Genomic DNA, 23,686 nt, shown 5'->3' on the forward strand with positions numbered 1-23,686 from the left:
CTTTCAAACTTCTTTTATGGATTCCCCATGCAAATTTCTTTTCAGCCGTTGACATTCTCTTCTGTCAGTGTTATCATTTTTTTACATATAGAAACGTAGATAGAGGTTGCATTTTTCATCAGTAGGATGCCGGATGTTTCAGGGACAGAAGAAGACATTCAAAAGGGAAAGATGCCGAAAGACTAGGCTGCCTGACATTTTAGTCTTGGGCATGGCGTGAAGAACGACATGACTGTCATCGCAGGATGGAGGGCTATCTGATTTATACAGCTTGTGTATATGTTAGAACGGCGCATCTTGCCGTTTCTTTTTATATTCACCACATTTTAAGGAGGAAGAAAGAATGGCAATTTTTAAAGGCGCAGGTGTGGCGATTGTCACCCCGATGAAAGAAAACCTGGAAATCAATTATGACAAACTGGACGAACTTTTGGAGGAACAGATCGCAGAGGGAACAGATTCTATTATTATCTGCGGTACAACCGGTGAATCCGCCACTATGACGGAGGAGGAACATGTCAAGGCAGTACGTTTTACTATAGAACGTGTCAACCACCGTATTCCGGTTATCGCAGGAACCGGCTCTAATTCTACGGCAACTGCCGTTGCATTGTCGAAAGAAGCACAAAAGGATGGGGCAGACGGAATTCTCGTTGTCACCCCTTACTATAATAAGGCGACACAAAACGGTCTCATTGCACACTATACAGCAATTGCAGACGCAGCCAATATTCCGCTGATTATGTACAATGTGCCAAGTCGTACCGGATGCGCACTACAGCCGCAGACAATCGCACATCTTGTAAAAAATGTGCCCAATATCGTCGGTGTAAAAGAAGCTTCCGGAGATATAGGCAATGTGGCCAAAATCATGCATCTCTGCGACGGAAACATTGATTTATATTCCGGCAATGACGATCAGGTTGTGCCCCTTCTCTCTTTAGGAGGCATCGGTGTTATCTCCGTACTGTCCAACGTGGCTCCCAGATATGTGCACGATATGGTATATAAGTATTTGGAAGGAGATGTGGCAGGAAGCTGCAAAATGCAGTTAGATGCAATTCCTCTTTGCAGCGCACTGTTCTGTGAGGTCAACCCGATACCGGTAAAAGCAGCAATGAATCTGCAGGGCAAACATGTCGGATCCTTGCGCGCTCCATTGACAGAAATCGAACCAGCACACAAAGAACTGCTCGAAAAAGCAATGAAAGAATTTGGCTGCCTGTGATAAAAAGTCTGCTGGAAGGAAACTCCCAGACAGTAGATAGGCTGAACAAAGTGTCTTCGACACTTCAGCCCCCTATCCCCCATTCATGGGGGAATTAGGGGTTTCTTTTTGTGTTAGTTTCCTGCATAATAGTCTTATGAATATTTTACAGAAGATTTTTAAAGACCATTATGAAGAAATGATTTATATTTTACATCCCCGTATCTCTGTTATTGAGAATGTTGAAAAAATGATTCACTGCGGTGACCCTTCTTTCGGCGGCGCAATGTACCACTGTCCCCACTGCGCAGAATGGAAGTTCGTTCCCTTTCGCTGCCACAGCCGCTTTTGCCCTACCTGCGGCAACATGTATTCCATCCACCGTACCACTTCTATGTCTTTTAAGCTCCTTGCCTGCACTCACCGCCATTGTGTCTTCACTATCCCTGAACAGCTTCGCCCTTTCTTCCTCCACAACCGTTCTCTTCTTAACTGCCTTTTTTCCGCAGTCCAAAGTGTTATCTTCCGCTTATTTTCTAAGGTGAATACATCCAAAAATTTTACTCCCGGTTTTATTTGCGTCCTTCATACTTTCGGTCGTGACCTGAAATGGAATCCACATATTCATTGTCTTGTTACCCAAGGCGGGCTTAGCCACGATAATTTTTGGCGCAAACTCTCTCATTTCAACTTCTCTTTTCTGCGCAGCGCCTTTTGTACCGCACTCCTCAATTCACTTCATCAGCAGCTTGGTCCCTCTTTTAAAAAAATGAAAGCTTTTTGCTATCAACACTGCAGGAACGGCTTTTATGTTTATGCCAAACCCAATCTTTGCAACCCCTATGCTGTCTCCAAATATATCGGTCGCTATCTCGGTCGCCCTCCCATTGCCACTTCCCGCATTGATGCTTACAATGGCGATTCCGTCACCTTTCATTACAACCGCCATGAGGATGAAAAACTTGTTGTTGAAACACTCCCTGCCTTGGACTTTATCTCCCGCCTGATTCAGCACATCCCAGAAAAGCACTTTAAAATGATTCGCTACTATGGTCTTTATGCAAGGCACCGCGAATCAGACAAACTCCTTTTCCGGGCTATTTCCCAAAAAGCCCGTCCTTTTCTCCTTAGCTTCAACAAATGGCGCTGCTCCATCATAGCCTCTTTCGGCTATGACCCTTTAAAGTGTCCTAAATGTGGCAAAACCATGCTCCTCCTTGAAATTTACTACAACCATCATCCTGTTTCTCTGCAAGAATTATACGAAAAAGCAATGCGAAAGTACCTGCCCCGTTCTCCTGCTAAAAGTAAATTTCTTTTATCTCCTTTTCATTCGTGATACAATCAGAATATCAAGTATGAAACGGAGGCAGCATTCCCATGAAACCCATAAGTGAGCATGAACTTGCAGAGAAACTCAGGAAGCAATACATCGAATCTCCTCCGGAAGGTATGACCCCTTATGATATTAAATACATGAGCGACAGTGACCTTCTGGATATGGATTATTTTCTACATGAATTTGATGACGATGACGATTTTGAAGAAGAAGATTTTTATCTTTTCTAATATCGTCTATTTCCCATGCCCATTTTTTTAGTGGACTATTTTTTCTCTTTTTCTAAAAGGGAGAACTTTCCTAATATTGAACAAAGTGGGCAAGCCCACTTTGCGCGCCGCCGCAATACCGCAAAGCGGTAAAATTTCCTTATTGCGGCGTGCGCATCCTGCCCGGAGGGCTTTTCATATAATAGGAAATTTATCGAAATTTCCTATTATATAAAAATAGACTGCCGCGAAACAATAGATACTTTTTCACAGCAGTCTATTTTATCTAAATAACCCTTTTATAAAGAATTGGTTCATCATATCCAAAGGTCTTCTTCCCTTTTACCTCCATACTCTCGCTCACCTCTAAATATTCTTTAGAAAATCGTTCAAACAAAGTGAATTTCAGTACAGGAGAAAACATACTGGTGCTTCCACCTTCCCATACACCGTCTTTTTCAATATATAATGCTGGGGTAAATTTTTCGGATACTTTTAAATCATTATAGTCTATCGTTTTGAGCGCTTTATAGGTAAACGTATTTTTGTCATAGCCATCAGGTAATTCATAAGACGTCAATTTGATTCCCTTTTTTTCTTCTGTAAATAAAAACAAATGCGGTGCGGCATGTGTATTTCCATTCTCTGTATAATAGCTTTCTTCCACCATAAAGATTCCTTTAAAATCATTCGGTAAATTTCTAATTTTATCGTTACAGATTGTATTTATATGTTCAGCATAGGGAAAATCCAGCTTATTTTGTTTCATTCTTTCAAGCTGTTCAGAATTATTAAAGCTCCCTGTCAATATGTCCATTAAATCATTTAATCTGTTCATTTTTCTCCTACCTTTCATTTCATAGGTGATTAGATTTTTACATATCTCTGGTCTTTACTGTTTGGTTTATCGGGTATCGTCATCCGAATCAGATTCAGTTCAATCGCAGGAAAATTTTCTCTCTATTTCTTCTTTCCATAGAAAATCAGTCCGACCACCCCAGGACCTGCATGTGTTCCGATACTCGGACTAACGTCATTTATTACAATATTTTTAAATCCGATCTGGCGAACCATTTCAGCGACATCTTCTGCCTCCTTTATGCAATCTCCATGTACAATGGCCACCATCCGATCTTCTCCGTAGTTCTCCTTATCTAGAGCCGCCTCCATCCTGGATACCAGTGTCTTTAAGGATTTCTTTCTTCCTCTGACTGTTCCTGCCGCAAGCAGCTCCCCTGTGCTTGTTACCGTCAGAATCGGTTTGATATTGACAAGGCTCCCGACTACTGCCGTTGTCTTGGATACTCTTCCGCCTCTCTGAAGGTGATGTAAATCGTCTACCGTAAATAATACATTCACATGCTCCCTTTCTTCTGTCAGAATATCATAAACTTCTTCCATACTTTTTCCTGCCTGTCTAAGCGCTACAGCTCGGTAGACCGAAACCCCTTCGCCAAGAGAAGCATTCAGGGAATCAAAAACTAAAATTTTTCTCTCTGGGTATTTCTCCAGCAGTTCTTCTGCAACCATACGCACATTATTGCAGCTTCCACTTAACGCACTGGAAAACGCGATATGTAAAATATCCTTTCCCTCTTTTAATACCGCTTCAAACTTTTCCTGTATCACTGCGGGATTGTTTGCCATTGATTTTGGCAGCTCTCCCTTTCTCATTGTTTCGTAAAACTCTGCCGGCTCCATATTCAGCTCGTCCCCGTACACAGTTTCTCCAAAAGCATAGTACTGAGGAATTACCGGAATTTCATGTTCTTTAATAAATTCAGGTCTTACATCTGAATTCGAATCTGTCGTAATTATATATGCAGGCATTTTTCTTCCCCCTTCTACAATAATTTTTACTTAATGTGAACATTATAACATTGTCCGACTCCACCGTAAACCAATTTCTATTTTTACTATTTCTATTTTTACAGAATTTCTTAATGAATTTTAATCTTATCTTTACGCTGCTGACACATATTCTTCACATTTTCGCGTTATATTACAATCTAAACAAAGCGAACAGCTTTTTTACATATATTCCTTTTATTCTGCCGGGTACTTATTCCCGGCTTTTATATTTCCTGCAAAATCCTCCGTTTGTCTATAAAAATAAATGTGCTTTGCACATTCTCGCGCCGAAGCGCGGCTGTGTCAGCATCCGTTTTCCATTTGGGCGCAGTGTGCATCCCCCGGAGGGTTTTATTGTATAGGGAACGCAGTTTCCTATACATAAAAAACTTACAGGCTCTTCTTTCCTATTATCTTGAAAAGAAAAACCTGTAAGCCACTATTGTTTATGAAACATTCTTCTGCCTTATTTTCTGATGTATCAGCAGAAAGCAAAAAGCTCCTGCTGACAGGACTAAAAGTTCCAGATATACTATATTCGAGGTATTATCTCCTGTTTTAACATCCTCCCTGTGTACACTTGTAATTATTTTTTCATATTTATTTCTAAATAAGATTTCTCCGCTTTTACTTCCAGAGGCATCCTGTATCACTATCTCTGTAGCCAAATCTTCTCCTTTATTTACTACATAGACTTGTATCGTGTACACTTCCTCGTCATATGTATACCCTTTTGCCTTTTCTTCTGGTAATACCTGCATAAGCTGGTAAGTATATATGCCTGTCCTGTGATACTCTATCGGTTCTAATTTCACTGTACGGTTCCCTGCAATTTCAAAGGTATATTCCTTTTTGTCTTTCGGCATAGGGTTCCCTTCCTCCAAAGGAAGCAGCTTATACTGGAAAGTGCCCGCTTCCTCCGGCGCCGTTCCTTTTACCGTCCATTCCTGTGTCACAGGAATCTCCAGAGAAACGCTCGTTCCGGCAGAAGCCTCCATACCACAGAACAGCATTGCCAACACTGCCAGGACAATCCCTGTAATCCTTCTTTTTCTCTTTTCCTTTTTACAAACCATATTTATTCTCCGTTTTGCGAGCTCTAAAATCCACGCTTCCTTATAATAAGCATGACCTTTCCTTTTGTTTCTTCTATATTCACCACTCCGTAAACTCTGCTGTCTGTCGCATTTTCTCTGGCATCTCCCAGTACAAACACTTCATTTGCCTTAAGTGTTACCGGAAAATCAATTCCCTCTTCATAACGGCGTGTTTTTTCATATATCAGATTTTCCTGCTGCAAATATCCATTTACTTCCAATCCGTCTTCTGTAATGTCCACTGTATCGCCTTCTACGGCAACTACCCTTCGTACCATCGACTTACCTTCTTGTTCTAGTACAATGCAGTCCCAAAACTGGTAATCTTTATCTAGCCTGTTATAAACTGCCAGATCGCCCTCTTTTACAGACGGCAGCATATCCTCATCATCCACTCTTAATATTCCCAGAAAAAAGGTGACTAAAATGAGAAAAAAGATTCCGATTCCGACTATCTTTCCCAACAGCAAACCAAATTCTCTCCACCAGGAAAACTCTTTTTCTCTCTGTACTGTCTGTTTTCTCATCATTTTTTCCTGCTTTCTTCTTTAAATGGATTCTTATGGATCTTATCCGTAATTTTTCCAACCAAAATATGTCTTCCGTTTGTAATGTCTGATGTACATGTACTTAAAAGTATAATATGTTCTCCTGTACTAATGTTCATCTCCCTAGTGCAAAGCGCTTTTTCTTCCAGGTAATCCAGGTATGCTTCTCTTTGTTCTATTTCACTCACCGCCGGACTATAAATATTTCTATCGTATGCATCTGCCTTAACAAAGGCAAAGAATTCTATTCCATGCCAGTCGTTATCATAAAATATTTCCCCATACTGGTGCTCATCAAAATATTCTTGATTTTCAAATTTATACAGCTCACCAAACATTCTCTCTTTATTCATATGATGTCCATAAATGATACTGTTAAAATCACTGAAGTCCTGCTCGTTGCGGTAATCTAAAAATAACGCGCCGGACAAAGAGAATTCTCCGCTTGCATCCGTATTTACATATTTCTCATTGTCTTCTGCCTGTACCAGAGGATAATCTATATTGGTTCCATAGACAGTGAGCCACCCAAATACTTCCTCATTTAACCTGCGCAGCTCTTCAAAGGAAAGTGTCTCTTCTCCCGGTCTGTATTCCTCATACCGCGCCTTATCTGCTTCCTGGTATATCTGATTGGAATCCCAGATTCCGTAGCAGCCGAACCCCGCAAGCAATAAAATGCACGTCAGCACCGTCAGTTCGACGATGCTGTTCGCACAGCGGAAAAAAAACTTTCCGAATTTCATCCTTTTAATATCTTCTCATGCGTCTTTTTGCTACCAGATATAAAGCAAATCCAATCACAGCCGCACCAATCAAAAGAATGTATGGCAGATTATTTGTAAAAATTCCTGTAATTGGATTGGAGTTGTATTCATTTTCTACAGACGCTCTGTTTTCTCCTTCTCCTATCAGATGGGTCTTTGCGGAGAAGCTTGTCATTGTCGTCTCGCTGATTTCTTTTCCGCTTTCCATTCCGGTTACTGTTGTCGAATAGTTCTGTACTGCTGTCTCATTTAATTTATATGTAGTTCCTACCGGTACATTAGGGAATTTCAACACTTCTCCATGACTCAAAGTAAACACACGTTTCTGTCCGACAGGAACCTCTACTGTTCTTCCCGTAGATGTTCCTTTACTGGTATAAATAGTTCCGGTATAGGTAGCATCGGCATCAGCGGTCGCGTTCTTCGTCATCGTAATTTCGAAATTAAAGACCTTTGTTTTATCTCCTAAATTTCCTGTTACTGTCTTGTCGATAATCAGAGCTAAATCTGGATCCGGATCTGGGTCTGGATCCGGATCGTGCGGATCTGGATTTGGTCCGGCGTTTTTCTCATAAATATTCGTAAATTCTGCCGCGTCTACTTTGCCGTTTCCTCCCGGTGTCGTTCCTTCGTCTGTCTTTGTCTGCTTGATTACAAGATCACTGATGATCTTTGTATTGTCTGCCTCGCTGTTTGTTACTGTAAGGAAGAGAATATACTCTGCCTTCGAATTTTTGATTGTGTCAAACTCTGACTCCTTTGTTAAATTTGTATTTGTTTCCTTTACCGTATAAGCATAGATTCCTGTATCCGGAAAATCTGTTCCTCTTAAGTCATGCCCATTGTATTTCAGCACGCCTTCTTTACTTACCTTTCTTAAATCGCCGGATACTGTCCCTGTCTCTGTCCCCGCAAAGGATATTGTTACATCTGGAATCGTAATCCCATTTGTCTGCAGCCCTGATGCGGCGGTCGTATTTTTCGTAAAAGAAAAAGTGAAATCCGCATCCGGTGCCTTAGATACATTCTTATCCATTTCTATTGTTTTTGTAATGGAAACCTGTTTTTCGGTTCCCGCGGCATTGACGGTATTTCCCGTACCGCACATGCCGGTCAGGATGACTGCTCCAGCCATCACCAAACCTAATATTTTCTTTCGCAACATTTTTCTACCTCCTTATATTGCCCTTTTATCATAAACATAATTATCTATGTTTATTTCTCTTTACTCTCCGGCAGGCAAACATAACTCCTAATAATCCCGCCGCTGACAGCACAAGAATCATTCCTGTACGGTCTATTCCTTTTACATCCGTAACCGGCACGATGTCTTTTCTGTTCGTCACAATGACCTCTGCCTTATAACTGTATTTTGCATAGTCTTTTTGGAAATTATCGGTTTTTTCCCCGTTATATTCCACCTCATATCCCTTCGATGAGGCTGCCGCTTCCTGTACAATCAGTGTCCATCCTCCATGTATCGGAATCCCCTTTAAGGTGACGCTTTCTCCTGATTTGAGCTTTAGAGATGCCTTACCGTTTTGAAACTGCAGCTTTGTTCCATCGTCTTTTTCCAACGTTCCGTTGAAATCATACACGCTCCGCAGCGGTCTGCGCTGCAATTGCAGTTCTATCTCAAATTCCTTTCCGTAGTCGCCGCCTGTTCCCTCTACTTGTTTTGTAATCGTCACTTCTCCGCGGTATATATCGCTGTTTTCAATCCTTACACCGTCTTCAAGCATCTCCAGCATATCGGTTCCCTCTGCCGCATCAGCAGGAAATATTTCACTCTCGTAATTCTCCAGAGGGACTTCTTCTATCCTGTACGTATGCCCTGGTGGAATATTGGTAAAGGTTCCTTTCCAATCCCCCGATTCTCGTAAGGTAATTGTTCTGAATTTCACCCCATCCTGATATAAATTGACAGTAACAGAAGATGGTCTGTCGCTTGTACCCTCTTTCCAAACCTTTTGTACTGGAATCTTTGTGAGCTCTGTCTGGATAACCGGCTTATTAAAGTACACCTTCTGATCTATGCTTTTTCCGAATGAGTATGTGAGAACCGCTTCTTTATTGCTGAAGAAGCCTTCTCTTGACGCGCTTGTTTGACCTGTATCGGCTTCTCCAAGATGCGGGAACATCATATGCTCTCCTAAATAGTCTTTAGCTTCCTGTGACGCTGTGATGTCAAAGCTGACGGAATATGTAGCTTCCGGATCCAGTGTATAATCATCTGCAAAGTCCATTGTGACTGTCTTTGCATTGCTGTTATAGGAAACTTTGACCCCTGCTTCAGACGGAATATTCGTTGTCTTTCCATTTTTTGTCATTTTTGCTGTATACTGAAACGAACCGTCTAGCACTGCATATTCACTTAACGTGTCTGTGATCGTAACGTCATAACATTCTTTATTGATTTCTTTTGTTACATTTTCAAAAAGTTCTTCTAAATCGTTCGCATTGTTAGCAAATGTATAGTCTGCTCCCAGCCATATTCCAAATGCTTCTAATCGTTGTATATTCTGCTTGCCTCCCAAAGCCATAAAGTACATATGGGTCTGCTTTTTTATATCTGGATTTTTATTCAAATAATCTTTATATTCCTGTCCGCTTCTTATAGCAGCCTGATACGCCGCTAGTATATTTTCCTCTTCCGTTAGTCCTGCTCCGGTCGCGGTGCCATTCATATCGTCATTTTCCATATAGTTCTGTGGTTCTCCATCAGAAATGACAAGAATGTATTTTTCTCTGTCAGGATCAGAAGCTTTTAATTGCTCTAACATCCTCTGTAGACCGTTTTGCAGATTTGTTCCCAGATATTGATCATAAAAAACACATAAATTATAGTATGTAGGTACCTTATGCATAAATGCCGCCGCATCATTTCCCCATGTATTCCATGTTTCGGGATATCGCGCCTGCGCATACAGTGAAAAGCCAATCAGAGAAATCCGGTTATCAATTCCCTTCTTCTGCGCCTCTGTAAGCACACTGTCTGTAAGATTCCCTAGTGCATTTCTCGCCAACGTGATTCTACTTATAGCATCTCCTTCTGTATCCTCTGGATCCAATGTATGGAATTCTGATTCCTCGTTAATTGGATAAATCATACTTCCTGACACGTCCATCAGTACAATGATGTCACTGGGTTTGACTTCCGTTTCTGTCTCTGACATCCCCTGTACTTCCAAAGTCAGCGTATAACTGCCGTCTCCATTGTCCTCCACATATTTTCTATGTTTTGGCACAACTTGTTCTGTTGAATTTACAGCTAATGTATTTTCTGTTGTGTACAGAGAAACCTCTTCCGTCTCCTCTGCTTCACTGTCATTTTGTTCCTGCTCTGTACCTTGTGAAGTTTCTATATCTCCGTTTTCTACATCCTCTGTTTGTTCTTTGCTTTCTGTCTCCTCTGTATTCTCTGACTCTTCCGTCTGTTCCTTGTTGTTCTCGCCTATATCTACAGTCTCTTCCTCTCCATTGCCCGCAGGCGGAGTTGCATCATCTTTTCCATCTGTCAGATCCTCTTCCGTCTTCGTATGATTTGCAGAATTGTCTTCTCCACTGAAACTTCTCATTCCCAGACTGCATGTCATACAGATTGACATTACAAGAAATACCGCCAACCATTTCCGTATTTTTTTCACTGTTTTTCTCACCCCACCTATCTTCTTTTTAATTTGCCTGCAGTTTTTCACTGTTATATTTTTTGTACTTTGTCTCACCTGTCTTCTCTGCCTGCTTTTTGATACATACAATATCGTATCTTTTCTTATTTTAGAGTTTATTACTCTAAATGTCAATAGAGTTTTTTACTCTAAAACCTAATAGAGTATATACCGCTAACATACAATATCCATGAGGTGAGTTTATGGATTATAAAAAACGGATTCGTGCTTTAAGGGAAGATAATGACTACACACAGACACAAATTGCCAGTCTTTTGAATGTCGGACAGCGTACCTATGCGGATTACGAGCTGGGAAAAACAAGGATTCCCATTGATTCATTAATAAAATTAGCAAGATTTTATAATGTAGATATGAATTATATATCCGGAATCAGTAATATAAAAAATACTTTTCCAATTGTTTAGTTTTTATGCAGAAATATATTTTTCTACTATCTCCTGCATCTCTAAAATACTTATACTGAATAACTGTTCAGTTAAGTGTCTGTTTTATTCTCTCAATAAAAATGGGAAAATTATTTGAAAATGCACATATTCCGACAATGTAGGCTCCTTATAAACCGATTGTATTAAAATTCTTTCATAAAAATACCGGAACTCTTGAAAATTCAAGAGCTCCGGTCATATAGTTATCTAAACATTCATCTTTACATATTTTATAAATACAAGCACAACTTCCTTCTGTTCTTCCAGTATTTTATAAATAATCTGATGGCTTTTTGTCATTAGTTTTTTATAGACTTGTTTTTCGCATATATTCGTATATACGTTATCTAACATTGCAAGGGCTTCTTCCCGTATCGTGATTCAAATTTATCCGTATTTGAGAAATATACAGTTATACCTCCTATACAATCTTTGTCTACACTGACAACTACATAGATAATCTTATTATTCACAGTATATCCAAATATCAAACAACTGAGAGGCGGTACAAAATTTTGCTAAATCCGAGGCAGGAAACAGGCATATTATTCTTAACAGCTTTGCAATATAGATTATAAAGCGCATTAGGGAACTGAACCATGTTCCGAAAGAATTTCTCTTGAAGAAAATGGGCAAAGAATTAAAATCAGAAAATTCAGCGGAGCATTAAGACGAACCTGTAAAAGTCTTGATATTCCATTCAGACCAATGCATAAAATCCGAAAGACCTACGGTACTACACTTCTTGACAATCAAGTGTCAGAAACCAACAACACGAAAAAGGCTCTTTTTATTTGTGTTCTACCTTGTGTTCTATTTCACATCGGGCAGAACAAAGAACGCTACTGTTCAGCGTTCATACACATTTCGTATTAACTTTTGTTTAAATTACTAAAAGAAACACCCTTAGCATTTTCCTTTCTTTTAGTAGTTTGATTACCTTTTGTTTTTGCGAAAAAATAAAAACGCTGAAAACCCAGTAAAATCAACGGTTTCCAGCATTTTCTAAAACAGGGGATGAGAGAATCGAACTCCCACCAAAGGTTTTGGAGACCCCTATCATACCATTTGACCAATCCCCTACTTTATATGTGACTGATTTATCAGTCACTTGATTATTATACTTTGCCAGCCTTTTGTTGTCAAGTAATTTTGTAAATTTCTCCTGTATAGTTTCATCTGCTTATTCCTGACAGTAAACACTTTTATTTAATAGAATAGATACCCTTTCTTTTCGACTCTTCGACCTCAGTTATGAAGATTTTCGTACTTTATAAGGCAGACGATTGAGGTGTGTGTCCTTGTAAAGAGAAGATAACCTCAGAACAACTATCACTGAACCAAGGTTATCTATAAGTTTGGTTATTTACTTATAATGTCATATATGCCTAAGTTACTCTAAAAACAAGACTTGTAATTCGTTATTCTGTTGCCAATTCTTTTTCTGAAATAAGCGCCGAGTCCAATACCTGCATATCTTTATCCTGTATTTCATATCCTTTCTCTTCTGTCTTGACAACATGAAGAGTTATTTTTTCTGCTTCTCCATACTTTAACCCTGCATCACACGCCGATTTTAAAACTTCATAATAAATCTGATACACATCATTTTGCATTTGTTCGTCCGTCGGTATCTCTGCACCTCCCATTACATCATTAGAAATTTGTTCTGCATAATCTTTTGCCTTTTCCTGAAAAGTATCATATGTATCATCAAACAGTGTAATAGGTTTCACCATCACCTCAACTGTATAATTCCCATCTTCATCTTTTACGCCTTCTCCAACTGTATAATTTACTTTCTTCGCAATATTTTCAAAAAGCTCCCTGTACTTGCCTGACAGTTCATCTGGCAACTCCAGTGAATCAAATTCTTCCATGGTTACATTTAAGTTATTCTCAAAAATCTGCTTCGCCTCTTTTTCTGATGTATCTGTTAATTCCACATACTCTTGTATTTCATTTTTATAAGATACATCTAAAACCGCTTTTACATAAGCGCTGGCGTCAAAACGATTTATGTAGAAATAGTATCCCGCTGCTATTACAACTACTAAAATAAGCACCAGTGCGATAATCCCATATTGTTTCTTTTTTTTCATTTCTTATCCTCCTTTTTCCTCTGGCTTGCCACAGTTTAGCATATCCTACAGGAAAAAAAAGAAGAATTCTGTCAGCGCATGTTATATTTTTTATTCATTTATTAAAGCTCCCCCATTGAACAGGAGCCATTGCTCCGGCAGATTACTCTTCTGCCTTTGCAACAGCTCCCTCCGCTTCATGTACGCGAATTGCTCGGACATGAATTACTTCCCGTACAGTTCGCCTTAGCTTCTATTTCAAGCCTAATTTTTCTTTTAATTCATTGCAGATGTCATATGCGCTATATTCCATTTTAATGGAATAATCATCTGTTTCCGGATGTATTGGCCACCACACCTGCCCTAAGAATGGATTATACTTCGCCTGTGTGCCGTATGTCCATGCCTCCTTGAGACATTCCGGTGCCCAGTGTCCTCCCTGTACAACTGCATTTACACTCATTTCAAATTCATAGCCCTCTGCACTCTTCCATTTGATCGGTGTGTAAATATCCTTCACTTCTTCCGCAAGACACTCTCCGCCTCGGAATTTTGCAATTCCTTGTAAATCTTCCAGCGTCAGTTCTTCCAAAGTCTTGGATTCGTCATAGCCATGATCCAGGAAAGTCTCTTCCTCACTTGGATGATACAATTTATATTCATCCCAATCCGGAATATTCTCGAACTGCTCTCTGGAACCATAAAACGCCTTGATCCAATCTTCTTCGTTGTTCTCGAGCATCCAATAGGTTCCCATTCGTTTATGTCCAATCTGCTTGTTATTCTCAAACATCTGCTCTGCTGTCGGGAACCTTGATGCAATCATCGGATTCCTCGCCATCCTGCGCATTTCTTCACGCACACCCTCCCAGTACGCTTCTGCTGGGATACAGCGGAAATGAAGAATATCATCCAGTGCTTTGGAGTCCGTATAATACTGACCGTGGAAGTTGTATTTCGCCAGATGTTTTGAATCATGCACATCCTTAAGTCCAATATTGAATGCTCCTAGATTAATATCCATCAGCTCCCAGGTCGTCAGTCGGTAACCTTCCCCACTGCTCAGGTTATAGGCCTTACGCCAGAAATTTTCTGGAACCCAATCCTCACAAAGATTCGCCATACAGATACCGGATTCGATAGACGTAGCCCACTCCAATACATTGTTTGGCGACTGATGTGTAATAATAGGCAGATTCCCTGCCGCTGAGTTTGACGGATGCTGTCCGGTCTGCCGAATGCTTACCCAGTGTTTTAAGCCGCTGTCGAACACAGCCATTTCTGAAAATACTTTACTCAATGCATAATAATCAAAGAATGACGGACAAATCGGATCACCCACACGTCCAAACTGAATAGGATCCAGCCGGTGTCCGGTCATGGCAACTGTTCCTACATAAGCAAAATGTACTTTATCCGGATCAGGCTGTTCTTTAATTGCTTTTATGATATTCAGTGTAGAACCAATATTGGTATACAACGTCTCTTTTGGATAATCATCTGCCATCGGAGACACCATCGCTCCAATATGCAGCACATAATCAGCTCCTGTTATACATTTGAGCATAGTCTCATAATCCGTCATATCTCCCCAGACAATTTCCAATGCCGGACAGACATATTTTTTCATCAGTTCTCTATTCTTCTTTGAGTCCCGCACAATTGCACGCACTTTAAACCTGGAAGACCGAGCAAGCAGCTGCTTTAATGTCTCTTGCCCCATTGTTCCTGAAGCGCCGGTCAAAAATACCGTCTTTTGGGGTTTGAGCGCATCTCTTCTAACCTCTTCCTTATCAAATGTCAGCGCCACATCAAATGCTTCTCTGACGGCATTCAATGCCCGTCTTGCACCATACGCATCTCCTACACAGAAATAAGCAACACCGCTTTCTCGACAGGCTTTCTCCAGTTCCTTACCGCACCTTGACTTGGAGCCGATTGCAATCACTGCATGATCACAGTCAAATGTCAGCGTCTCTCCGGCCTTTTCTGCAATGACCTTACCGTCCTGAATTTCTTTAACAGTGGCTTCACAAACAGGAACAATGCCTGCCGCATATACATTTTCCAGTACACACGCCTTTCTGACACTTCCCAAATCTGCCGCAATTTCCGGAAGCATTTCAAGAATTGTAACTTTACATCCTCTGGCTGCTGCAAATTCAGCCGCTTCCGTTCCTACAAGCCCACCGCCAATAACAACGACCTTTCCGCTGATTTCTCTTGTTCCGGCAAGGACATCATGGGCATTTGTCACACATGCCAGTTCTTTCCCTGGAATATTTGGAATCAGTGGTTCTGCTCCAATCGCATTGATAAATGTATGTGGCTTCATCTCTCTGATAGTTTCGGCTGTAACCTTTGTATTCAGGCGAATGTCTACGCCGAGTTTCTCCGCCTGCCTGGCCATTAGAAGAACAGCATCTTCCATCTCTTTCTTGCGCGGAGCCTTGCCTGCCAATACGAACTGACCACCAAGTGAATCTCCCGCCTCCATTAAGATTGGATTATGCCCTCTCTTCTTAAGTGTAATTGCCGCTTTCAAACCAGCTATGCCACCGCCTGCGATCAGAACGGTCTCTGGTTTATCGGTCTGAATAATTTCACACTCTTTCTCACGTCCGATTGCCGGATTTAACATACATGTAACATGCGGTGTGTCCATATTTTCAAATCCATCATAGCATCCTTGATCACAGCCGATACAATATGTAATCTCGTCTAATTTTCCTGCCTTTACTTTATTTAAGAATTCAGGATCAGCATACTGTGCCCTGCACATAACAACCATATCCACTTTATCTTCTGCAAGTGCCTTTTCTGCAATATCCGGCGTATTAATTCTTCCGACACCAATCGTAAGCATTCCGGTTCCTTTGCGGATTTTTGCCGCATTATCAATATTAAATCCCTGCGGTGTATCAATCGATGGTACTTCGTATTTAATTCCCGCAGAAATAAAATTCCCTCTTGAAACATCCAGCACGTCTACACCTGCATCTTTCGCCCAATTACAAAAAGTAATGGTATCCTCAATGGTCATTCCATTTTCCAAATAGTCATCCTGGGCATCAATACGCATAAACAGCGGCATCTCATCTTTCAGGTTTGCACGGATGGCACGAATACATTCTAATGGAAATTTTGCGCGATTCTCCAGACTACCGCCATATTCATCTGTTCTATGATTCATTCCACCACTTAAGAAAGAATGTGGCAGATAATTATGTGCACAATGAAACTCTACTGCATCAAACCCACATTCGCTGGCTCTTTTTGCAGCTCTGCCGAAGCACTCCACAACTTCTTTAATCTGTTCACGATTGATTCCCGGCAATGTCATTTCAGCGCTCACTGGCATGTCTGAAGAAACAAGTATCTGTGCCGTTTTATCACTGCCGACAGCAAGTCCTCCCTGCCACAACTGAATAGCAGCCTTGCCTCCTGCCTCATGGATCGCATCTACCAGTTTCTCCAATCCGGGCACATATATATCTTCTGATATTGATAAAAAGTTCCTTGGAGCACTGGGGGTATGTACACTGGACACCTCCACAATGTTCAGTCCACTGCCACCCTTAGCTCTGGCTACATGATAATCAATTAATTGATCTGTCACAAAGCTCCCCTGTTTCCCAGAGAATTTCGTTCCTGCAGCAGAATAAACAACCCTGTTTTTCATTTCCATTCCACGAATCTTTATAGGCTCAAACATTTTTTCATACATGAAAATCCCTCCTTTTGACTTGAGCTTATCGTTTTTTTCAGTATAGTCTATACACATAGTGTACTGTCAATATTTTATATAAACCGATTATTATCAAATATATCGTTTATATTTTTCCTGATTTCTAATATTTTTCTCTTTTTTACTTTCAAAACCTTACATCAAGGTGTATACTTTATTTATGAAAATTCAAGAAGTAAGCCAGAAAACTGGTATGAAAAAAAGAACCATACATTTTTATATCAAAGAAGATTTACTGTCTCCGTCAATCAACAAAGAAAACGGATATTATGACTTCCATGAAGAGGATATTCAACAACTGATTCTAATCAGCAAATTCCGCAATGCCGGCTTTCCTATTTCTATGATTCGCTCCATTATAAAGGAACCGGCAACAGCCTCTTATTATCTGAGCAATTATCTGTCTACATTGAGAAAGCAGAAAGAATATCTGGAAAAGACAATAGAGAGCATCAAATACGTTATTAATAACCTTCCTCTGCAAATACATCTGGACACTTTATACCAAGCCATGCTCAAAGCTCAGATTCCAGCCGCAGTCGATAAGGAGGAACTGCGCAGCACTCCTAAGGATTCCAGTGTATTGAACCGATACTTATGGAGCCCTTTTATCCCAGATGATCTCCAAAATGATTTTCAGGAGTTTTTATGGGCCAAAATCAATCTTCTCGTATCGGAAAGCGACAACACTGACTATGAGACACTTTCCAGATATCTGGATTCCCTCCAGCCTAAAGAACTAGAAGAGCTTTACAAAGGACAGAGAATTCACTTTGCTTATGTGGTATCATTAGATGATAAGGGATGTCACAGCTATGTAGAAACTTTAAAGCAATCCATCTCTCAAAATCTAAAAAAAACACAACTCGTAAATCACTGGAAACGCAATTATCATTCTTTCTATCTGCCTTCCATGCGTATTTATGATTCTTCAAAAGAGCAAAGTATCATTTCACAGATTTCTCCGTTTTTTGCAAAATACAGGGAGAACATCCATAAAGTCTGTACCTATTTATATGAAGATCTGCAAAATCAAGATACTGCATTATTAGAGCAAATGTATCATATCCTAGGAGATTTCCTGGACTTAGAATGTTGCCATCACGCGGCTTTAGAAGCTTTTTCCAGTATTCGTTTTGAAAAATAGCGGGATAATCTTTTATTGACTATCCCGCTATGTCTATAATACTGACTATTTACAGAGTACGGAAGCTTTTTTCTACAAAAAAAGAACCGAAGTATTCATCCACTTCAGCTCTCTCTTTCTCCTATACCTTCAAAACTACATATAAAAGAATCCATCCAACCTATCACCTGTGCTTCGCACCTTAATGAAGTTCGAATCACTAAGCTCGTTAATACCTCGCTAAGTTCCTTCGAACAAGCTTCGTACTAACCTCAGCCTTCGCTTCGCTCGCCTTCACTAAGTGCTCTTGCTTTGGTTATGCCCTCGACCTATTAGTAACAGTCAGCTCCACATGTTACCATGCTTCCACCTCTGCCCTATCTACCTCGTCGTCTTCAAGGGGTCTTACTAGCTTTCGCTATGGGATATCTCTTCTTGAGGGGGGCTTCACGCTTAGATGCCTTCAGCGTTTATCCCTTCCCGGCTTGGCTACTCTGCTATGCCCTTGGCAGAACAACAGATTCACCAGCGGCCAGTCCATCCCGGTCCTCTCGTACTAAGGACAGCTCCTCTCAAATATCCTACGCCCACGCCGGATAGGGACCGAACTGTCTCACGACGTTCTGAACCCAGCTCGCGTACCGCTTTAATGGGCGAACAGCCCAACCCTTGGGACCTACTTCAGCCCCAGGATGCGATGAGCCGACATCGAGGTGCCAAACCACTCCGTCGATGTGAACTCTTGGGAGTGATAAGCCTGTTATCCCCAGGGTAGCTTTTATCCGTTGAGCGATGGCAATCCCACTTTATACCACCGGATCACTAAGTCCTACTTTCGTACCTGCTCCACCCGTCGGTGTCGCAGTCAAGCTCCCTTCTGCCTTTACACTCTCCGAATGGTTTCCGACCATTCTGAGGGAACCTTTGAGCGCCTCCGATACCCTTTCGGAGGCGACCGCCCCAGTCAAACTCCCCACCTGACATTGTCCCCCAGCCGGTTCACGGCTGCTGGTTAGAAACCCAATACTGCAAGGGTGGTATCCCAACAGCGACTCCATGGTAACTGGCGTTACCATTTCCTTGTCTCCCACCTATCCTGTACATGCAATACCGAATCCCAGTATCAAGCTGGAGTAAAGCTCCATGGGGTCTTTCCGTCCTGGCGCAGGTAACCAGCATCTTCACTGGTATTTCAATTTCACCGGGTGCATTGTTGAGACAGTGCCCAAATCATTACGCCTTTCGTGCGGGTCGGAACTTACCCGACAAGGAATTTCGCTACCTTAGGACCGTTATAGTTACGGCCGCCGTTTACTGGGGCTTAAGTTCAAAGCTTCGTGTTGCCACTAACCTCTCCCCTTAACCTTCCAGCACCGGGCAGGCGTCAGCCCATATACCTCACCTTTCGGTTTTGCATAGACCTGTGTTTTTGCTAAACAGTTGCTTGGGCCAATTCTCTGCGGCCAGTCTTACCTGGCACTCCTTCTCCCGAAGTTACGGAGTCATTTTGCCGAGTTCCTTAACAATGCTTCTCCCGTCGGCCTTAGGATTCTCTCCTCATCCACCTGTGTCGGTTTACGGTACGGGTATCTTACAAACAATAGCGGCTTTTCTTGGCAGCTAGCTCACACGCTTCGCTACTCTTAGTTCGCTCCACTTCACGTCTTCGGATTGTGCACCGGATTTGCCTTATGCACTCCTACCTCGCTTGTACCGGGCTTTCCATTCCCGGCTCGTGCTCTCTCTCTGCGTCCCCACAGTTCTGTTATAAGATAGTACAGGAATTTCAACCTGTTGTCCATCGGCTACGTCTTTCGACCTCACCTTAGGCCCCGACTTACCCAGAGCAGATCAGCTTTACTCTGGAAACCTTAGATATTCGGCCGGAAGGATTCTCACCTTCCTCTCGCTACTCATTCCGGCATTCTCTCTTCTTAACAATCCACTGCTCCTTCCGGTACAGCTTCTTCTCGTTAAGAATGCTCCTCTACCAATATACATTCATATATTCCTAAGCTTCGGTAGTGTGTTTTAGCCCCGGACATTTTCGGCGCAGGACCTCTCGACTAGTGAGCTATTACGCACTCTTTTAATGTATGGCTGCTTCTAAGCCAACATCCTAGTTGTCTTTGAAATCCCACATCCTTTTCCACTTAACACACATTTTGGGACCTTAGCTGCAGGTCTGGGCTCTTTCCCTTTCGACCACCCAACTTATCTCGGATAGTCTGACTCCCATGCACCATCTACACGGCATTCGGAGTTTGATATCCCTTGGTAAGCTTTGACGCCCCCTTAGGAATTCAGTGCTCTACCTCCGTAAGACTTGCATGAGGCTAGCCCTAAAGCTATTTCGAGGAGAACCAGCTATCTCCGGGTTCGATTGGAATTTCTCCCCTATCCACACCTCATCCCCACCCTTTTCAACGGATGTGGGTTCGGTCCTCCATTGCCTTTTACGGCAACTTCAACCTGGACATGGATAGATCACCCGGTTTCGGGTCTGCTCCGTCTGACTTAACCGCCCTTTTCAGACTTGGTTTCCCTTCGGCTCCACACCTTTTAGTGCTTAACCTCGCCAGACGACGCAACTCGCCGGACCGTTCTACAAAAAGTACGCGGTTGCGCATTTAAAGCGCTTCCACAGCTTGTAAACATATGGTTTCAGGTTCTCTTTCACTCCCCTCCCGGGGTCCTTTTCACCTTTCCTTCACAGTACTATGCGCTATCGGTCACTAAGGAGTATTTAGCCTTACGGGGTGGTCCCCGCATATTCAGTCAAGGTTTCTCGTGTCTCGACCTACTCTGGATTCCGCCTTGTCATCTTAAGTTTCGCTTACGGGGCTTTCACCCTCTCTGGCTGGCTTTCCCAAAACCATTCTGCTACTCTTGATGAATCAATTATGCGGTCCGAACCCCAGGATGCACGCACCCTGGTTTGGGCTCTTCCGATTTCGCTCGCCGCTACTTTCGGAATCACTGTTGTTTTCTCTTCCTCCGGCTACTTAGATGTTTCAGTTCACCGGGTTCCCTTCCTTACCCTATGGATTCACGTAAGGATACTTGAGGTTTTCTCAAGTGGGTTCCCCCATTCGGATATCTCCGGATCGATGGGTATTTGCCCCTCCCCGAAGCTTTTCGCAGCTTATCACGTCCTTCATCGGCTCTTAGTGCCTAGGCATCCACCATACGCTCTTATTAGCATAACCAACTGACTCCCATTCACGGGAATGAATGGTCATCCACACGTGTATAGCGTTACACGCGTTGGTTCTAGGTCAATTTAGTTTTCCGTCTGTTTTCTTCAGACTCTGGTAATGTTCTCTTACATTTACCTCGGATGTCTTTTCGATATTTCTATCTCTTTCTTCTTTTATATGCAGTTTTCAAGGTACATTTAGATGTGTGACAAACCCTTAGGTTTTAAACCTTCACATCTTATCAGCTGACTGATTTTTTATCAGTCATTAGAAACCAGAACCTTTTCTGCTCTCTAATCACTGGTAAAAAACCTTCGTGACAGTTTCTTTATCTATTTAAACAGCACTTCCCTGCTGATTGGGTTGGCTTTGATAAGTTGTTGCTTATCCTTGCCTGTATCTATGCTTAAAGACTTCACGTGTTCTTTTCACGTATGCGTCCGGTTATTTCTTCAGAATCCCTATTTCCTTTGGTTTCTGAAGTTTCCTTTGCTTTGTCTTTTTTCTTTTTTAAATTTGGCGGCCACCTACTCTCCCACACCGTCTCCAGTGCAGTACCATCGGCCGTCTGCGGCTTAACCATCGTGTTCGGGATGGGTACGGGTGTTTCCCACAAACGCATCGCCACCAAAAAATCTTAAGTTCTTGGTGAGGTCTTTTCGAGCTTAGAACTAGGCTTGTTCTCCGCGCTTCCCTCTCCTTGAACCCTCAACAATAGACAACTGCTCCTTCATCGCTTTGCTATGCTCTGCGATGTGCCTTCTCACTAACCTCGCCTTCCGGCTCGCTAAGTGTTCTGTGCATACTTCTTCTTCCTTAGAAAGGAGGTGATCCAGCCGCACCTTCCGATACGGCTACCTTGTTACGACTTCACCCCAGTTATCCGTCCCGCCTTCGGCAGCTCCCTCCTTTCGGTTGGGTCACTGACTTCGGGCGTTACTGACTCCCATGGTGTGACGGGCGGTGTGTACAAGACCCGGGAACGTATTCACCGCGACATTCTGATTCGCGATTACTAGCGATTCCAGCTTCATGTAGTCGAGTTGCAGACTACAATCCGAACTGAGACGTTATTTTTGGGATTTGCTCCACTTCACAGTCTCGCCTCCCTTTGTTTACGCCATTGTAGCACGTGTGTAGCCCTGCCCATAAGGGGCATGATGATTTGACGTCATCCCCACCTTCCTCCAGGTTATCCCTGGCAGTCTCTCTAGAGTCCCCAGCTTTACCTGCTGGCTACTAAAGATAAGGGTTGCGCTCGTTGCGGGACTTAACCCAACATCTCACGACACGAGCTGACGACAACCATGCACCACCTGTCTCGAATGTCCCGAAGGAAAAACGACATTACTCGCTCGTCATTCGGATGTCAAGGGCAGGTAAGGTTCTTCGCGTTGCTTCGAATTAAACCACATGCTCCACCGCTTGTGCGGGTCCCCGTCAATTCCTTTGAGTTTCATTCTTGCGAACGTACTCCCCAGGTGGACTACTTATTGCGTTGGCTGCGGCACCGAATGGCTTTGCCACCCGACACCTAGTAGTCATCGTTTACGGCGTGGACTACCAGGGTATCTAATCCTGTTTGCTCCCCACGCTTTCGAGCCTCAACGTCAGTCACTGTCCAGTAAGCCGCCTTCGCCACTGGTGTTCCTCCTAATATCTACGCATTTCACCGCTACACTAGGAATTCCACTTACCTCTCCAGCACTCTAGATTAACAGTTTCCAAAGCAGTCCCGGGGTTGAGCCCCGGGCTTTCACTCCAGACTTGCTTATCCGTCTACGCTCCCTTTACACCCAGTAAATCCGGATAACGCTTGCACCATACGTATTACCGCGGCTGCTGGCACGTATTTAGCCGGTGCTTCTTAGTCAGGTACCGTCATTTTCTTCCCTGCTGATAGAGCTTTACATACCGAAATACTTCTTCGCTCACGCGGCGTCGCTGCATCAGGGTTTCCCCCATTGTGCAATATTCCCCACTGCTGCCTCCCGTAGGAGTTTGGGCCGTGTCTCAGTCCCAATGTGGCCGGTCACCCTCTCAGGTCGGCTACTGATCGTTGCCTTGGTGAGCCCTTACCTCACCAACTAGCTAATCAGACGCGGGTCCATCTCATACCACCTCAGTTTTTCACACTTGACCATGCGGTCCTGTGCGCTTATGCGGTATTAGCAGTCATTTCTAACTGTTATCCCCCTGTATGAGGCAGGTTACCCACGCGTTACTCACCCGTCCGCCGCTAAGTCACTTCGCTCTTCCTCCCGAAAGATTCATAGCAATGTGCTTCGCTCGACTTGCATGTGTTAGGCACGCCGCCAGCGTTCATCCTGAGCCAGGATCAAACTCTCGCATGTAGAACTTAGGCTTTGTCTTTAAAAGCCTTATGTTCGTTTGCG

General features: G+C 42.6%; 16 protein-coding genes, 1 tRNA gene, 3 rRNA genes and 1 riboswitch. Of the genes, 5 read left to right on the plus strand and 15 right to left on the minus strand.

What is annotated here, in order from left to right:
* The first annotated feature begins 92 nt into the window (after positions 1 to 92).
* A riboswitch (Lysine riboswitch) is annotated at positions 93 to 264 on the plus strand.
* A 79-nt stretch (positions 265 to 343) separates the two neighbouring features.
* From dapA to ACZ5C4_RS14680, 3 genes are all read left to right on the plus strand, one after another.
* Entirely contained in the window at positions 344 to 1,228 is an 885-nt protein-coding gene (dapA, locus tag ACZ5C4_RS14670) for a 4-hydroxy-tetrahydrodipicolinate synthase (protein WP_464521667.1), read from the plus strand.
* A gap of 136 nt (positions 1,229 to 1,364) precedes the next feature.
* The gene (locus tag ACZ5C4_RS14675; RefSeq protein ID WP_464519782.1) at positions 1,365 to 2,546 is read left to right on the plus strand and encodes an IS91 family transposase; all 1,182 of its coding nucleotides are present in this window, start codon (positions 1,365 to 1,367) and stop codon (positions 2,544 to 2,546) included.
* 41 nt (positions 2,547 to 2,587) lie between these two features.
* Positions 2,588 to 2,776: a hypothetical protein gene (locus ACZ5C4_RS14680; RefSeq protein WP_186877231.1), complete on the plus strand. Its 189-nt coding sequence runs from the start codon at positions 2,588 to 2,590 to the stop codon at positions 2,774 to 2,776.
* 265 nt (positions 2,777 to 3,041) lie between these two features.
* Here ACZ5C4_RS14680 and ACZ5C4_RS14685 read toward each other — a convergent pair whose 3' ends face one another.
* The 8 genes from ACZ5C4_RS14685 to ACZ5C4_RS14720 all read right to left on the minus strand — a co-directional run bounded on the left by ACZ5C4_RS14685 (position 3,042) and on the right by ACZ5C4_RS14720 (position 10,665).
* The gene (locus ACZ5C4_RS14685; RefSeq protein WP_464521668.1) at positions 3,042 to 3,593 is read right to left on the minus strand and encodes a hypothetical protein; all 552 of its coding nucleotides are present in this window, start codon (positions 3,591 to 3,593) and stop codon (positions 3,042 to 3,044) included.
* A gap of 29 nt (positions 3,594 to 3,622) precedes the next feature.
* Complete coding sequence (locus ACZ5C4_RS14690; protein ID WP_464522357.1) at positions 3,623 to 3,697, minus strand: Fic family protein; 75 nt, start codon at positions 3,695 to 3,697, stop codon at positions 3,623 to 3,625.
* Positions 3,698 to 3,715: 18 nt separating this feature from the next.
* On the minus strand, positions 3,716 to 4,585 hold the full coding sequence (locus tag ACZ5C4_RS14695; RefSeq protein ID WP_464521669.1) for a DegV family protein: 870 nt from the start codon (positions 4,583 to 4,585) through the stop codon (positions 3,716 to 3,718).
* 467 nt (positions 4,586 to 5,052) lie between these two features.
* A complete protein-coding gene (locus ACZ5C4_RS14700; RefSeq protein ID WP_464521670.1) occupies positions 5,053 to 5,682 on the minus strand; it encodes a Spy0128 family protein in 630 nt (209 codons plus the stop codon).
* 23 nt (positions 5,683 to 5,705) lie between these two features.
* A complete protein-coding gene (gene lepB, locus ACZ5C4_RS14705) occupies positions 5,706 to 6,233 on the minus strand; it encodes a signal peptidase I (RefSeq protein WP_464521671.1) in 528 nt (175 codons plus the stop codon).
* Positions 6,230 to 6,997 (minus strand): class B sortase, encoded by a 768-nt coding sequence (srtB, locus tag ACZ5C4_RS14710; RefSeq protein WP_464521672.1) that lies wholly within the window; start codon positions 6,995 to 6,997, stop codon positions 6,230 to 6,232. Before srtB ends, lepB begins: the two co-directional genes overlap by 4 nt.
* A 4-nt stretch (positions 6,998 to 7,001) precedes the next feature.
* Positions 7,002 to 8,183 carry a DUF7601 domain-containing protein gene (locus ACZ5C4_RS14715; protein WP_464521673.1) on the minus strand — a complete coding sequence of 394 codons (1,182 nt, stop codon included), beginning with the start codon at positions 8,181 to 8,183 and terminating at the stop codon, positions 7,002 to 7,004.
* A 40-nt stretch (positions 8,184 to 8,223) separates the two neighbouring features.
* Positions 8,224 to 10,665 (minus strand): DUF7604 domain-containing protein, encoded by a 2,442-nt coding sequence (locus ACZ5C4_RS14720; RefSeq protein ID WP_464521674.1) that lies wholly within the window; start codon positions 10,663 to 10,665, stop codon positions 8,224 to 8,226.
* A gap of 224 nt (positions 10,666 to 10,889) precedes the next feature.
* Between ACZ5C4_RS14720 and ACZ5C4_RS14725 the strand changes: the two genes are divergently transcribed.
* Positions 10,890 to 11,114: a helix-turn-helix domain-containing protein gene (locus ACZ5C4_RS14725; protein ID WP_464521675.1), complete on the plus strand. Its 225-nt coding sequence runs from the start codon at positions 10,890 to 10,892 to the stop codon at positions 11,112 to 11,114.
* A 228-nt stretch (positions 11,115 to 11,342) separates the two neighbouring features.
* Here ACZ5C4_RS14725 and ACZ5C4_RS14730 read toward each other — a convergent pair whose 3' ends face one another.
* The 4 genes from ACZ5C4_RS14730 to baiCD form a co-directional block, all read right to left on the minus strand.
* Complete coding sequence (locus ACZ5C4_RS14730; RefSeq protein ID WP_464521676.1) at positions 11,343 to 11,489, minus strand: hypothetical protein; 147 nt, start codon at positions 11,487 to 11,489, stop codon at positions 11,343 to 11,345.
* Positions 11,490 to 12,146: 657 nt separating this feature from the next.
* Positions 12,147 to 12,217 (minus strand) — tRNA-Trp (locus ACZ5C4_RS14735).
* Positions 12,218 to 12,556: 339 nt separating this feature from the next.
* Entirely contained in the window at positions 12,557 to 13,237 is a 681-nt protein-coding gene (locus ACZ5C4_RS14740) for a hypothetical protein (RefSeq protein WP_464521677.1), read from the minus strand.
* 232 nt (positions 13,238 to 13,469) lie between these two features.
* On the minus strand, positions 13,470 to 16,943 hold the full coding sequence (baiCD, locus tag ACZ5C4_RS14745; protein WP_464521678.1) for a bile acid Fe-S flavoenzyme BaiCD: 3,474 nt from the start codon (positions 16,941 to 16,943) through the stop codon (positions 13,470 to 13,472).
* 181 nt (positions 16,944 to 17,124) lie between these two features.
* On the opposite strand from baiCD, the gene ACZ5C4_RS14750 reads away from it, so the two are divergent.
* Complete coding sequence (locus ACZ5C4_RS14750; RefSeq protein ID WP_464521679.1) at positions 17,125 to 18,111, plus strand: MerR family transcriptional regulator; 987 nt, start codon at positions 17,125 to 17,127, stop codon at positions 18,109 to 18,111.
* 291 nt (positions 18,112 to 18,402) lie between these two features.
* Here the strand turns inward: ACZ5C4_RS14750 and ACZ5C4_RS14755 are convergent.
* The 3 genes from ACZ5C4_RS14755 to ACZ5C4_RS14765 all read right to left on the minus strand — a co-directional run bounded on the left by ACZ5C4_RS14755 (position 18,403) and on the right by ACZ5C4_RS14765 (position 23,644).
* Positions 18,403 to 21,299: ribosomal RNA gene (locus ACZ5C4_RS14755) — 23S ribosomal RNA — on the minus strand.
* Between the two features lie 505 nt (positions 21,300 to 21,804).
* Positions 21,805 to 21,922: ribosomal RNA gene (rrf, locus tag ACZ5C4_RS14760) — 5S ribosomal RNA — on the minus strand.
* Between the two features lie 188 nt (positions 21,923 to 22,110).
* A 16S ribosomal RNA gene (locus tag ACZ5C4_RS14765) occupies positions 22,111 to 23,644 on the minus strand.
* Together the 16S, 23S and 5S rRNA genes form the textbook arrangement of a ribosomal RNA operon.
* Between the last annotated feature and the right edge of the window lie 42 nt (positions 23,645 to 23,686).

It is taken from the genome of Mediterraneibacter flintii (genome assembly GCF_055387595.1).

What these genes read in the sequence shown, in the direction of transcription:
- srtB (WP_464521672.1), bottom strand. Translation starts at nt 6,997, where the DNA reads ATGAAATTCGGAAAGTTTTTTTTCCGCTGTGCGAACAGCATCGTCGAA.
- dapA (WP_464521667.1), top strand. Translation starts at nt 344, where the DNA reads ATGGCAATTTTTAAAGGCGCAGGTGTGGCGATTGTCACCCCGATGAAA.
- ACZ5C4_RS14695 (WP_464521669.1), bottom strand. Translation starts at nt 4,585, where the DNA reads ATGCCTGCATATATAATTACGACAGATTCGAATTCAGATGTAAGACCT.
- ACZ5C4_RS14685 (WP_464521668.1), bottom strand. Translation starts at nt 3,593, where the DNA reads ATGAACAGATTAAATGATTTAATGGACATATTGACAGGGAGCTTTAAT.
- lepB (WP_464521671.1), bottom strand. Translation starts at nt 6,233, where the DNA reads ATGATGAGAAAACAGACAGTACAGAGAGAAAAAGAGTTTTCCTGGTGG.
- ACZ5C4_RS14680 (WP_186877231.1), top strand. Translation starts at nt 2,588, where the DNA reads ATGAAACCCATAAGTGAGCATGAACTTGCAGAGAAACTCAGGAAGCAA.
- ACZ5C4_RS14675 (WP_464519782.1), top strand. Translation starts at nt 1,365, where the DNA reads ATGAATATTTTACAGAAGATTTTTAAAGACCATTATGAAGAAATGATT.
- ACZ5C4_RS14715 (WP_464521673.1), bottom strand. Translation starts at nt 8,183, where the DNA reads ATGTTGCGAAAGAAAATATTAGGTTTGGTGATGGCTGGAGCAGTCATC.
- ACZ5C4_RS14740 (WP_464521677.1), bottom strand. Translation starts at nt 13,237, where the DNA reads ATGAAAAAAAAGAAACAATATGGGATTATCGCACTGGTGCTTATTTTA.
- ACZ5C4_RS14750 (WP_464521679.1), top strand. Translation starts at nt 17,125, where the DNA reads ATGAAAATTCAAGAAGTAAGCCAGAAAACTGGTATGAAAAAAAGAACC.
- baiCD (WP_464521678.1), bottom strand. Translation starts at nt 16,943, where the DNA reads ATGTATGAAAAAATGTTTGAGCCTATAAAGATTCGTGGAATGGAAATG.
- ACZ5C4_RS14730 (WP_464521676.1), bottom strand. Translation starts at nt 11,489, where the DNA reads ATGTTAGATAACGTATATACGAATATATGCGAAAAACAAGTCTATAAA.
- ACZ5C4_RS14700 (WP_464521670.1), bottom strand. Translation starts at nt 5,682, where the DNA reads ATGGTTTGTAAAAAGGAAAAGAGAAAAAGAAGGATTACAGGGATTGTC.
- ACZ5C4_RS14725 (WP_464521675.1), top strand. Translation starts at nt 10,890, where the DNA reads ATGGATTATAAAAAACGGATTCGTGCTTTAAGGGAAGATAATGACTAC.